Genomic DNA, 11916 nt, shown 5'->3' on the forward strand with positions numbered 1-11916 from the left:
CTCCCCACGTATTTATTTATTTGTTTCACCCGATTAAGCAGATCATGATGCCGCATTCCCCTTACGCTGTTTACCCGACACTACATAAATGAAGGAAGCCAGGTAGATAGTATGGGAACGTAGCTGATGATTAGAACATCTAAAGTTAAAATGCCCAGGTATAACAATACAGGACGAGTCAATTGGCTCATTTTCAATTTGGCAATTTGACAGGCCACCACCAGATTTACGGCTACCGGCGGAGTTAACATGCCGATCGCAACGTTAACCACCATAATAATCCCGAAGTGAACAGGATCGATTCCAAATTGTATAGCAATCGGAGCCAGAATAGGGGCTACAATAATAATGGTGATTAACGCTTCCATGATCGTTCCCGCAACAAATAAGAAGATATTGACCAACAACAAAAAGACAATAGGATTATCCGAGAATTCGGCTATCGCTTTACCCAGCCTTTGCGGGACCTCTTCAACGGTCAAGATGTAACCGAAAATCGATGCATAGCCTACAATCATCATGATGACTGCGGTCGCAAGAATCGATCTGGAAAAAATGGGCATTAAATCTTTCCATTTAATCTCGCGATAAACGAACATCCCGATGACAAAACCGTAAACCACCGCAATGACAGAAGCCTCTGTGGGTGTAAACCAGCCTTTATAGATCCCCCCGAGAATAATGAAGGGCATGAGGAGGGCTAACGCCGAATCCAGAAATGCTTTCCACAAATCTTTCAACCATTGACGTTTGTTTGTTCGATTGACAACGTCAAAGCCTTTCACTCTCGCAACAATGATAATGACCAGAATGAGGGAAAGACCAATCATAATACCTGGAATAAATCCGCCCAAAAATAAGCTGCCAACCGAAACGTTCGCAACTAAACCATAAACGACCATGGGAATGGACGGAGGAATGATGACTCCAAGCTCACCGGAAGCGGCACATGTAGCCGTGGCGAAGTTCTTCGGATACCCCTTATTCTCCATCGCCGGTATTAGTGTTGAACCCACTGCTGCCGTTGTTGCAGACGAGGAGCCTGAAATGGTCGCAAAAAACATGGAGGTTAACACAGCTACCGATCCCAGACCGCCCCTGAACCAACCGACCAGAACATTCGCCAGGTTAATTAATCGTCTGGACATGCCGCCAGTCTGCATCAGGTTACCCGCCAATATGAAGAAGGGAACCGCCATCAGAGCAAAGGAGTCCAAGCTTTCAAATACGGATTGAGCCACTGTAATCAGAGGAATCCCTTTCAAATATAAAGCCACTAAGGAAGCAAAGCCCAAACAAACAGCAATCGGAAGGCTGATGAACAGAAAAACAATAAAGGAAATGAACAATAACGAAATCATACGGCGATCTCCTTTCTGTTCTTCTTGTAATCTTCTATTGCCGCCTCGACTTCTGCGTTTATTTCTTCATCTGATGTATCCAGAATATCCTTTTTGTTAACGTAAATATCGATTAAAGATGTGACCGTATTCAAAATCGTCAAAGCTGCGCCTATGGACATCGCCGAGTATACGTAAACCATCGGCACTTTCAAGACGGGAGCCTTTTCTGAGAATCCGAATTGTGCCATTTCTAAGCCAACAAAGAAAATGCACACATAAAAAACAAGAACGAATAGATAGGCAGTGAGTTTCAATATTTTTCCCGCTGACGGCGGAACGACCTGAATCAAGATTTCCACAGCTAGCGAATCGACTCTACGCGCAGCAACGGCTGCACCGATAAAAATGGCCCAAATCATGAGATATCTTGCCAATTCCTCCGTCCATGGCACCGATGCCTGAATGCCCAATTCGCCAAGTACAAATCGAACGAATACCTGCACAAATACAACGGCAGTCATCAGTGCCAATGCGAATCCGGCAAGGCATTCCATCACTTTATTTAACTTATCAACGAATTTGATGAGCAGCACAAAATCAACCCCTTTCTATTGTCGGCTTGAAGGGTACAGATGGGGGCCATTTCAGCCCCCATAACCAATTATTGTTTCTTTGCAGCTTCAATTTCTTCCAAAAGCTGTTTTCCGTTCGGAATATCCTTCAAAATCACATCGTAAGCCTTACTGGTTTGTTCCTTCAAAGCGTTGACATCGGTTTCGATGACCTTAACCCCGGCCGCCTTCATCTTTCGAGCGAATCATGGTATTCTTTTTTGTAGTATTCGGTTTGGAAGGCCAATGCTTCTTTGGCCACTTCTTGAACGGTCTTTTGTTGTTCCGGACTCATCTTATCCCATTGCATTTTGGACATCGTCAAAATCAGAGGCAAGTAATGAATCTTGGTCATGTTATAGAACTTGGCTACTTCAATAAATTTATCCATAATAAATTGGTCGGGAGGCGTATCTCCTCCGTCTACCACCCCTTGCTGCAGGGACAAATACACTTCGGAATAAGCCATCGGCGTCGGTTGTGTCCCCAGCAGTTCATAAGCTTTGATGTGCCCCGGGGCCTGCATCGTTCTGAGCTTTAATGATTTCATGTCCCCGGGCTTATGGATCGCTTTGTTGGCAAATACGTTGCGTTCCACTACACTCATATACCCCAACCCGATAAGTCCATGCTGCGGGAGCAAATCCAGATATTTTTGACCTACGGGGCCGTTAAGCACTTTATTCGCTTGATCTATGCTGTCAAACAAGTAAGGCAGATCGAAAATCGTCAATTCCGGAACCGTATTTACCAGCGAGGCCTGATTCGTAATCGACAATGCTTGAACTCCTGTACGCATGGACTGAATCATCTTCGAGTCCCCGCCTAACTGAGATTGAGGGAACACCGTAATTTTAATGGTACCATTGGACTTTGCTGCAGCCAGCTCCGCCATCTTGTCGGCCATCACCTGAAAGTGGCTATCCTGGGATAGTACATGACCAAATTTCAGCTCAACGGTTTTGGCCGTGCCGCCTGCTCCTTGCGTGCCGGTGGCTTGGGTGCTGCCGGTTCCGCATCCGGCCAATAGCGTGCTCAATGCCATTACAGCTGCTAACCCCAGAGTCATTCCTCTCTTCTTCATAAAAATATTACCTCCATCCCATATGGATAATCTTCTCGCTTACATAGAAAGCCAGGCTCCAAGCCCGGCTTTATGTACAAGTACAGTCTCCTACAGATGGACATACACCTGATTCTCCTCAACGGAGACATCGTACCGTTCCACGGTGACATCATATGTTTTCGTCCTCATCTTCGGATCCGTGATCATACAGCCCGTCTTAATATCGAATTCCCATTGGTGCCAAGGGCAGCGGACGATCTCGCCTTCGCGTTCGTAAACAAAATCTCCCGGACCGGAAGAAGTAATATACGATGCCGTAATACCGGAACAAAGCTCAGCTCCCTGATGCGGGCAGGTGCTGCGCAGCGCATAATATTGCCCCGCTATATTATAAACGCCGACGCTACGTCCTTCGGCCTGAATTATTTTCTTTGAACCCTCAGGAATTTCGGATACCTTTCCTGCCAAAAACCGTTTCATCCCTCTGCTCCTCCTTGATCGCTTCTTCGTGCGGGAAGTTCATATAAGTCCGCTGCATTCTGATAGAAGATTCTTTCCCATAGCGCATCATCCAATTTAGGGAATGTCAACAGCGGAGAATCAAAATCCCAATGCGGAAAATCGCTGCAGAACATTAAGCATTCATCGGCATAAATTGCCTTCATCATTTGCTGGAACAGCTCTGTGCTCGGCGGCATCTCGATCGGCTGGGAGGTCACTCTGACGTTGCTGCGAAAATATTCGCTGGGCGCTTTTTTCACCCATGGCGTTTGGAAACGGAGACTTTTCCAATCGGAATCCAGCTTCCATAAGAACGGTGCAATCCAGAACGCACCGGCCTCTTGAAGCACAACCTTCAATGTCGGGAATTTCTCGAACACCCCTTCAAAGATAAAGCTGGCCAGGTGCGCCATCATGACCTGCGGTCTTGCAGCCCTATACTCGGGGTAGTAGGTCACATAACCGGCACCTGTCGGTCCTGTGTTGATGCCTAGCCCTTCGGTAAGCACATGGATGTTGAACGGCAAATTATGCCGCACACAAGCCTCATAAATCGGATGGTAAAAACGGTTTCCATAGGGCTTCTCAGCACCGTTCGCCACGATAACCTGAACCATGTCCGGATGCGAACCGATCCGGTCGATCTCTTTGGCTGCCAGCAGCGGATCCTGCTTTGCAATAAACAAAGAGGCCTTCAGCCTTTTGTCCTTTGAAGTCCAATGCTCTATCGTATAATCATTAAGCGCGGAACAGATCGCTGCCGCATAATCGGGATCGGGTGAAGCTTGGAATGAGTAATCGCTTCCGGTTAATATGCCGTATTCGACGTTGAACGGATCCAGGTGCTGCGACCTCAAATATTCCAGGTCACCGCGACCGCCAAGAGGGTTGGTGCCGTCCGGAGGAGTCGAGTCAACGGTTAACCCCTGAACCCCGCCGTTTAAATAGATCGGACCCGGAAGCCTCCATCCCCACAAATCAATCTGATCACGGTAGAATCTGGGTAAATTGTCCTTTATCGCTGATACTGGTGCAAGATGATGGACGTCACAGTCAATCATCGAACGTTTCATTCGAACCTTTTTTTCCGGTGCTTTGACTTCAACTTGTGCCATTCATGATCACTCCCTCAATAGATTAATCATTAACCATGTAAGCTTTACCACCCGCATTTTTTAGAATCGCTTTCAAATCAGTGGAACTCACGTCTGCCGGCATCACTTTCCCCTCATTATCGATGGTTGAAGTCGAAAATTTTCACATATGAGATATTAGTTTTTCTATATATGTAATATGTTACTTTGTATCCGTTTTCTTGTCAAACGAAAAATTTCCTTAAATTTCATATACAGGGAATCTCTTTTCGTATATGATAAAAAATATACCCTATTAAACGACAATATCATGAGATGAACATATACTTAGACCGGGCCGGCTATGCTATAATCAGGGTAACATCATGTACTTTTGGGGGTTGTCCGATGAAAAACAAGCCTTTCACACCGGTCAAATCTGCAGATCGGGTGTTTGATATACTAGAGGCGTTGGTAAAGCACAGTGACGGGCTTCATATTCGGGAGTTAGGCAAAAAGCTTAATATCGCCGACAGCAGCATCCATGCGCTGGTACATACGATGCTGCAGCGCAGGTACTTAAAAATGGACGAATCCCGCAAGCTTTTTTTGGGCTCCAAATTTTATCAATTTTCCAATATGATGTCTGCCACTCCTTTAGTTCCGATAGCCAAGCCCATTATGAAGCAAATCAAAAGCAAATTTAACGAAAATGTCCACCTGGCTGTTCTGGACGGCTTGGATATCGTCTACATTGCTTTTGAGGAATCGACCAATCCCCTGCGCTATCATATGGAGGTCGGCCGGGCCCAAAGCGCCTATATTACAGCCGTTGGCAAAATGCTTTTGTCCGCCCACTCCAATGAGCAGATCAGATTGCTGTATGAAGGGTACCCATTTGAAAAATTAACCGCTAATACGATCACCAGCGTGGATGAGCTCATTGCCGAACTGGAACGAATAAGAAAGAGAGGCTACAGCATTGATGATGCCGAATCCTATGAAGCCTGCAAATGTTTTGCCGCTCCTATCTATGATTCCACCGGCCAAATGATTGCCAGTATGAGCATCTGTATCCCGTTCGTCACGGCTCAGGAGAAAAGGGAACCGGAGATGATCGCAGCCATCCAAGAAGCGACAAACCGGATCACCTCTCTGCTTAAGGACAATTAATCCGGCCGCCTAACGAAACGAACCCAGTACCTGATAAAGGTCTGGGCTCGTCGATATACTCATCTATTTCATCATATTAACTAAAATTTTCATCATATGAAGGAATGAATGGATTACGCTTCAACGTCATCCGCAAGGAAGCCTCTTTTGTTTCTAACGCTGGAATAAATGCTAAAGATCAAAATCACCGCTGAAATTACCAGTAACGTGCCTGCGATAGGGCGTTGGAAGAAACCCATAAAGTCACCCTTGAAGAAGATTAACGACTGCAGCAAAGAAGTCTCCAGCATTTTACCCAGAACAAAAGTCAATACGAGAGGCGCCAAAGGAATTTCCAGTTTTTTCATAAAGTATCCGACAACACCGAACACAAACATGATCCCTACGTCCCAAAGGCTGTTGTTTACGCTATAGGCTCCGATTACGGAAACGACAATAATCATAGGATAAAGCAATTTCCCGGGAACCATGGCAATCTTCGCCCACATCCCCGCCATCGGCAGGTTCATGATCAGAAGAATCGTATTCCCGATGAACATACTGGCAATAATCGCCCAAACGATGTCCGGGTTGGTTTGGAATAAAGTAGGCCCTGGCGTAAGGCCGTGCATGATAAAAGCTCCAAAAAGAATTGCAATCGTTGGTGAACTCGGAATTCCCAGTGTGAACAATGGAATCATGGCCGAGCCGCAGTAAGCATTGTTCGCTGTCTCCGGCCCTGCAACGCCTTCAATGGCGCCTTTACCGAACCTTGAAGGGTCCTTGGCAAGCTTTTTTTCTAAAGAATAAGACAGGATTGCAGGTATAACGGAGTTGGAGCCTGGAATGAGACCTGTTAAAAATCCAATTCCTGTACCACGGCCAATCGCCTTTAACGTAGCCGGCCATTCTTCCCGTTTGGGAAGAAGTCCCTTTACCTTGGCGGGCTTCTCCGCTTTTGACATGTTTTCCATCCCGGAAAGGACCTCGGAAATTCCGAATAAACCCATGGTGATGGTCACAAAATCCAAACCGCTCATTAAAAAGGGCTGCCCTAAATCAAAACGCACGGCCCCTGAAATCGTATCCATACCAACCAAGGATAGGATTAAACCCAGAAGGGCGGATATCAATCCGCGAACCAATGATTTTCCCATTAAACCAATGACCATGACCAGGCCAACCAAAATAAGCGCGAAAAATTCCGGAGGACCGAATTCCAATGCCATTGCGGCGAGTGGAGGCGCAACAAATACGAGCCCCAGCGTCGTGAAAATCCCTCCGATAAAGGAACCGATACCGGCAACGCCCAACGCGGTTCCAGCCCTACCTTGTTTGGCAAGCGGATGACCGTCGAGACAGGTGATTACCGAGGCCGCTTCACCTGGTGTATTAATCAGGACTGAAGTGATGGTGCCGCCATACAGGGAACCGTAATAAATCCCCGCCAGCATGATGATGGCCGACACGGGCTCCATCGAGAAAGTGATCGGCAGCAAAAGTGCCGTAGCGGTTGTCGGCCCTAAACCAGGCAGGACGCCAACTAGCATTCCGATGGTAACTCCAATTAAACAGTACAGCAGATTCCACCAACTCAGAGCTGTCTCAAATCCCATGATTAGTTGTGCAAACGACTCCAAATTATTTCCTCCTTACCATCCGAGTGCGTTCACAGGCAGTGGAACACCCAACAGCGTATAAAACACATAAAAAACAAATAGTGAAGTGACAATCGAAATGCCTAGTGCCGAATACCACTTATATTCCCGAACCAAAGAGATAAACAATAACACGACAGCAGAAATGACAAACCCCGTAAAATCTACAATGACAATAAATACGAGCAAGGAACCTAATGCAACAAGCACACTGGCTAAAGGCCTTCCTTTTGGTAAAATTTCCGAAAAATAAATCACGCTTTTCTTAATCGATTCCCACAGATACAAAATAGAGAGCACGATTAAAGCGATGCATATCCATCTTGGAAGAAAACCAGGCCCAGGGCCCGCAGGAGTATAATAAGGATAAGATAAAGACTGCCAAAACATAAATCCTGAAAATCCGAGCAGAAGTAAAGCCGCCCACATACCCGCGTTTTTCAATCTTACACACCCTTTCTCAAAAGTACAGGGTCAAAGCATTCGAAAGGGGCGGGAGAATTGACCAGATCATGCTCCGCCCCCATTCCTCATGATTATTTCTTTTGCTTGTTCACTACCTGTACAATGGCATCCAATGCTACCGTATCCTTCTTAATCATTTCCTGGAATTCTGCTGAATTTAAATAATCAATAAACAGATTTTGTTTATTCATGAATTCAACAAACTTTTGATCCTTCACTGCTTTGCCAAGCGCTTCTTCCAACACTTTTACAACTTCATCCGGCGTATCTTTAGGTACGGCAATCCCGCGGTAAGTTCCGGCCCAATCGACATTAATTCCTTTTTCCTTTACAGTCGGCACATCCTTGAAGAATCCTTCAAGCCGCTTGTCGTTCATTACTGCGAGCGGGCGTAAATCTCCACTTTCGATTTGGGATTTGACTTCGCCCGGGTTGTAAATTCCGAATTCAGCTCTGCCGCCCAATACCTCGACAATCGCCTGGGCCGAACCTTGGAAAGGAATCGTAATAAAATCCAAATTGGCAGCTTCGGCAAATGGAATACCATATAAGCTAGGTGTAGAGGATGAAGCGAAATTTAATTTTCCAGGGTTGGCTTTGATATCGTTAATCAGGTCCTCAAACGTTTTGTATTTCGATTTGGAGGAAACGACAATCATGGCGGGGTCTCTGTTAATGTTCCCTACAAACTTGAAATCGGTCGTTTTAAATGGCGCAAGACCAAGTAGCGGATTCGAGACAATCTCCCGTGTCGCCATGACCATTTTGTACCCGTCGGCCTTGGCTTGAGCGACTTCATTCATTCCGACTGAACCGGATCCGCCGGTCTTATTGACAACCACGACATCTTGTCCAAGCAAAGGCTTCAGTGCTTCGGCTATAGCACGGCCCACCAGATCCGTTCCTCCGCCGGCAGCGAAAGGTACGATAAGCTCAATCGGCTTTGTAGGGAACTTCACAGCTTCTTTTTTAGGTGTTTCCGCTGCATCGGATCCCCCTGCTGGCGTAGATGCTTGATTGCCACAGGCTGAAGCCAGTATTGTCGCTCCAAGAAGTAATCCAACCGTTCCAAGTTTCATTGTTTTGTTCATCGTATATCCCCCTAGTTTTCATTTGTTTTATAAAATACCATAGGTTTGAAACACTTCTGAAACTTTCATGCCTTCACGAATTTTGTTGCGAACCAGATTTTCTCCGCTGACTTTATCCAGCGCCTGCTCTATGACCAGCTTTTCTATTGCCTTTGGAATTACGACAACGCCATCCATATCGCCAAAAATGAGATCTCCCGGCTGAACGGTAACTCCGCCGCATTCGATCGTAACGTCGTACTCGATCACTTCATTTCGCCCCAGGGAATCGGTAGGCCGAAATCCTATAGAAAATACGGGGAATCCTAATTCCAGAATTTTTTTGGCGTCTCTGACCATCCCGTCGATGATGGCTCCTCTGCCGCCGGCAACCTGTGTCGCTGTTGACATCAGTTCTCCAAAAAAGGCTGAGCGTTTAGAGCCGTTGACCGCTCCTACAAAAATCTCGCCTGGTTGAATCGCATCCAGAACCTGAATCTGTTTCTCATAAGGCTTTTCCGGAATCCGGTGCACATCAGCCACCTGCACCGTTTTGGCTCGTCCCACGACAACCATATCCGGAGTCAGCGGCCGAATATCCGGATGCATGGTCTGATTTCTGTAGCCGTGAGCATCCAGGATATCAGAAATAACGGCGGAGTACAGCTTTTCTTGCAGCGTATCATAATACTGCTGGGATTCTGGCAATCCTTCTCACTCCTTTATCCGATTTTATTGGACAACTCATTTTTTCGTCCGCCACCATACTTTGATATGATCGCTAAAGATGGCTTCCGCTTCATGAACGTCGCCGTTTTCCAAAGAACGGAGAAGCGGAATATGGCTGTCTGCAACCGCTTCCAAGTTAGGGAAATAGATTTGCGTCGCTACCGCTATGAATCTCTTGATTTGAACATGGATCTGATTCCATTGCTGAGACAGGACTTCATTGCCGCAGCGTTCGTAGAACAAACCATGAAAGCGCATGTCATATTCGATCAATCGGAATACATCATCCTCTTGGGCACACCTTTTCATTTCCGAATACAATCGGTTCAAATAATCGATGTCGCTTGATTTCAATGTTGGCAGCGCTCTCTTTACGGCAAAGCCTTCAATCAGCTCCCGCATTTCATAGATGTCCTCGATTTTCTTCTGCGTAATATCGGATACGAATGAACCTTTGTTATGCTTGCTGATGAGCAAGCCTTCTTGTTTCAGCCGTTCCATGGCCTCTCTGACCGGAGCTTGACTTATCCCTAGAGAATTGGCGATATCTAAAACGACCAACCGGAAACCGGGATAAAGTTCTCCCTTTAAGAGCGCTTGTCTTAAAGACAGATAAACGCGTTCACTGAGTGAATCCCCTTCCGGATCCAATTTAAGCGTTATCATGTTTCAGCTCCCAGAATCCCATACTATATGACCCATAAATTTATAGTTATCGAGAGAATTAACGAGAATGATGATCAGCTAAAAACACCATTTAATCCACATGCACCCATACTCTGTTATTTTCAACCGATACCTCGTACACTTTCACTCTGTACCGGTCCGGGTCGACCAGTGCCTTCCCCGTCTTCACGTCAAACTCCCATGCATGCCAGGGACAGGTCAGAATCTCGCCTTCTCTTCCGTAAATGTATTCATGCGGCCTGGATTCCAGCGTCGTTCCCGTGAACTTCCCTTTACACAGCTCGACCTGCTGGTGAGGACACACATTGCGGATCGCATAATATTCTTTGCCGTTATAGTATACGCCGATGCTTTTTCCCGCAATCGTTACAATCTTGCATGCTCCGGCTTCAAGCACTTCTACTCCGACGGCATCATACTTCGTCATTTCGCTACACCTCCTGCCAGCAAGCCTCTTTCCTGCAGCTGATACATCTCGGCGGCGTTCTCATACGCTACCCGCCGGCGCATCTCTTCAGGCAGCTTGTTCAACACGAATAATGGAGCGTCGTTGTCCCAATGCGGATAATCCGTCGAGAACATTACCGTTTTTTCGGCTCGCATCAATTGGAGCATTTGAACCAGTTCCCTGTTGTCCGGCTCTTCGATCGGCTGGGTCGTCAAGCGGACATGCTTCAAAATATATTCGCTCGGCTTGTACTTCAACCACGGCACTTCGCTGCGCATCGCACGGAAGTTTTTGTCCATCCGCCACATCAGATGCGGCAGCCAGCCCAAGCCGCCCTCGATAAAAGCCACCTTCAACGTCGGGAACGTTTCGAAAACGCCTTCACAAACAAGGCTGTTCAACTGCGACATGTGGTGGATCGCCAGGATGTTGTGGCGCTCAAAGTTCGTCGTCGGGTACCCTGCTGCCGTTGTCGGCGGGTTGATGCCGTCTCCTTCCCCGCCGCCGTGAATCCCGATCACCAGGTTGTTGCGTACCGCCGCTTCGTAGATCGGATAGTAGCGTCGCTGTCCGTAAGGCTCGCGTGATCCGGACGTCATAAGCACTTGAACTACTCTCGGATGCGACCCCAGACGATCGATTTCTTTGGCGGCGAGCAGCGGGTCTTGCGTTGCGATGACAATCGACCCCAACCAGCGCTCATCGCTTGGAAGCCACGTATCCATCGTGTAGTCGTTGAATGCGGAGGCCAGCGCCGCGGCGTAATCCGGATTGTTGTGCGCCGAGATGGACAACAGGTTGCCTGTCAGAATCGCTCTTTCTATATTGTAGCGATCCAGTAAATCGGCCTTCGCGAATTCGGGGTCGGAGCCCGGAGGAAGTCCGTTGCCGGGTGCTGCATCGCTGCGTTCCAAGGGGATCGGACGGTACAAGAGAAAAGGCAATGTCGCATTGTGGGCCTTCAATCGATCCCACCATACCCGCGGCATATAAGGCTTCAAATCGTCATAGCTTTTGACACACTGATGCACATCGCAATCGATAATCCCGTGATTGAACTTAGAAGCTTTCTTCGTCGCAGACGCTTCCATACGTCTCAACCTCCTGTTGTTT

Annotated in this window: 14 protein-coding genes; 1 reads left to right on the forward strand and 13 read right to left on the reverse strand. The window is 47.1% G+C overall.

Features of this window, described 5'->3' with window-relative positions:
• Nucleotides 1–80 precede the first annotated feature (80 nt).
• From NR121_RS20945 to NR121_RS20970, 6 genes are all read right to left on the reverse strand, one after another.
• Entirely contained in the window at nucleotides 81–1361 is a 1281-nt protein-coding gene (locus tag NR121_RS20945; RefSeq protein WP_062410407.1) for a TRAP transporter large permease, read from the reverse strand.
• Nucleotides 1358–1936 carry a TRAP transporter small permease gene (locus tag NR121_RS20950; protein ID WP_062410406.1) on the reverse strand — a complete coding sequence of 193 codons (579 nt, stop codon included), beginning with the start codon at nucleotides 1934–1936 and terminating at the stop codon, nucleotides 1358–1360. Before NR121_RS20950 ends, NR121_RS20945 begins: the two co-directional genes overlap by 4 nt.
• Nucleotides 1937–2004: 68 nt before the next feature.
• Entirely contained in the window at nucleotides 2005–2148 is a 144-nt protein-coding gene (locus tag NR121_RS20955; RefSeq protein WP_256831881.1) for a hypothetical protein, read from the reverse strand.
• Nucleotides 2145–3038: a TRAP transporter substrate-binding protein gene (locus NR121_RS20960; protein ID WP_256831882.1), complete on the reverse strand. Its 894-nt coding sequence runs from the start codon at nucleotides 3036–3038 to the stop codon at nucleotides 2145–2147. Before NR121_RS20960 ends, NR121_RS20955 begins: the two co-directional genes overlap by 4 nt.
• Before the next feature lie 90 nt (nucleotides 3039–3128).
• A complete protein-coding gene (locus tag NR121_RS20965; RefSeq protein ID WP_256831883.1) occupies nucleotides 3129–3500 on the reverse strand; it encodes a Rieske (2Fe-2S) protein in 372 nt (123 codons plus the stop codon).
• Nucleotides 3497–4636, reverse strand: coding sequence for an amidohydrolase family protein (locus tag NR121_RS20970; protein ID WP_256831884.1), 1140 nt, complete (start codon nucleotides 4634–4636; stop codon nucleotides 3497–3499). Before NR121_RS20970 ends, NR121_RS20965 begins: the two co-directional genes overlap by 4 nt.
• Before the next feature lie 366 nt (nucleotides 4637–5002).
• Between NR121_RS20970 and NR121_RS20975 the strand changes: the two genes are divergently transcribed.
• Nucleotides 5003–5767: an IclR family transcriptional regulator gene (locus tag NR121_RS20975; protein WP_062410402.1), complete on the forward strand. Its 765-nt coding sequence runs from the start codon at nucleotides 5003–5005 to the stop codon at nucleotides 5765–5767.
• 113 nt (nucleotides 5768–5880) lie between these two features.
• Here the strand turns inward: NR121_RS20975 and NR121_RS20980 are convergent, their stop codons facing one another.
• The 7 genes from NR121_RS20980 to NR121_RS21010 form a co-directional block, all read right to left on the reverse strand.
• Nucleotides 5881–7386, reverse strand: coding sequence for a tripartite tricarboxylate transporter permease (locus NR121_RS20980; protein WP_235594198.1), 1506 nt, complete (start codon nucleotides 7384–7386; stop codon nucleotides 5881–5883).
• Between the two features lie 12 nt (nucleotides 7387–7398).
• On the reverse strand, nucleotides 7399–7848 hold the full coding sequence (locus tag NR121_RS20985; RefSeq protein WP_062410400.1) for a tripartite tricarboxylate transporter TctB family protein: 450 nt from the start codon (nucleotides 7846–7848) through the stop codon (nucleotides 7399–7401).
• Nucleotides 7849–7940: 92 nt separating this feature from the next.
• Nucleotides 7941–8960 (reverse strand): tripartite tricarboxylate transporter substrate binding protein, encoded by a 1020-nt coding sequence (locus NR121_RS20990; RefSeq protein ID WP_054820104.1) that lies wholly within the window; start codon nucleotides 8958–8960, stop codon nucleotides 7941–7943.
• Nucleotides 8961–8987: 27 nt separating this feature from the next.
• Complete coding sequence (locus tag NR121_RS20995) at nucleotides 8988–9647, reverse strand: RraA family protein (protein ID WP_137671058.1); 660 nt, start codon at nucleotides 9645–9647, stop codon at nucleotides 8988–8990.
• A gap of 36 nt (nucleotides 9648–9683) precedes the next feature.
• Entirely contained in the window at nucleotides 9684–10334 is a 651-nt protein-coding gene (locus NR121_RS21000; RefSeq protein ID WP_054820101.1) for a GntR family transcriptional regulator, read from the reverse strand.
• A gap of 91 nt (nucleotides 10335–10425) precedes the next feature.
• On the reverse strand, nucleotides 10426–10782 hold the full coding sequence (locus NR121_RS21005) for a Rieske (2Fe-2S) protein (protein WP_256831885.1): 357 nt from the start codon (nucleotides 10780–10782) through the stop codon (nucleotides 10426–10428).
• Entirely contained in the window at nucleotides 10779–11894 is a 1116-nt protein-coding gene (locus NR121_RS21010) for an amidohydrolase family protein (protein ID WP_062410397.1), read from the reverse strand. The genes NR121_RS21005 and NR121_RS21010 overlap by 4 nt, the downstream gene beginning before the upstream one ends.
• Nucleotides 11895–11916: the final 22 nt, after the last annotated feature.

It is taken from the genome of Paenibacillus sp. Pae15, from assembly GCF_024519685.1.
GTDB classification, from domain to species: Bacteria; Bacillota; Bacilli; order Paenibacillales; family NBRC-103111; genus Paenibacillus_G; species Paenibacillus_G naphthalenovorans.

Coding starts and splice junctions, on each gene's coding strand:
- NR121_RS20960 (WP_256831882.1), bottom strand. CDS start 3,038: ATGAAGAAGAGAGGAATGACTCTGGGGTTAGCAGCTGTAATGGCATTG.
- NR121_RS20955 (WP_256831881.1), bottom strand. CDS start 2,148: ATGAAGGCGGCCGGGGTTAAGGTCATCGAAACCGATGTCAACGCTTTG.
- NR121_RS20970 (WP_256831884.1), bottom strand. CDS start 4,636: ATGGCACAAGTTGAAGTCAAAGCACCGGAAAAAAAGGTTCGAATGAAA.
- NR121_RS20990 (WP_054820104.1), bottom strand. CDS start 8,960: ATGAACAAAACAATGAAACTTGGAACGGTTGGATTACTTCTTGGAGCG.
- NR121_RS21005 (WP_256831885.1), bottom strand. CDS start 10,782: ATGACGAAGTATGATGCCGTCGGAGTAGAAGTGCTTGAAGCCGGAGCA.
- NR121_RS20945 (WP_062410407.1), bottom strand. CDS start 1,361: ATGATTTCGTTATTGTTCATTTCCTTTATTGTTTTTCTGTTCATCAGC.
- NR121_RS21010 (WP_062410397.1), bottom strand. CDS start 11,894: ATGGAAGCGTCTGCGACGAAGAAAGCTTCTAAGTTCAATCACGGGATT.
- NR121_RS21000 (WP_054820101.1), bottom strand. CDS start 10,334: ATGATAACGCTTAAATTGGATCCGGAAGGGGATTCACTCAGTGAACGC.
- NR121_RS20975 (WP_062410402.1), top strand. CDS start 5,003: ATGAAAAACAAGCCTTTCACACCGGTCAAATCTGCAGATCGGGTGTTT.
- NR121_RS20965 (WP_256831883.1), bottom strand. CDS start 3,500: ATGAAACGGTTTTTGGCAGGAAAGGTATCCGAAATTCCTGAGGGTTCA.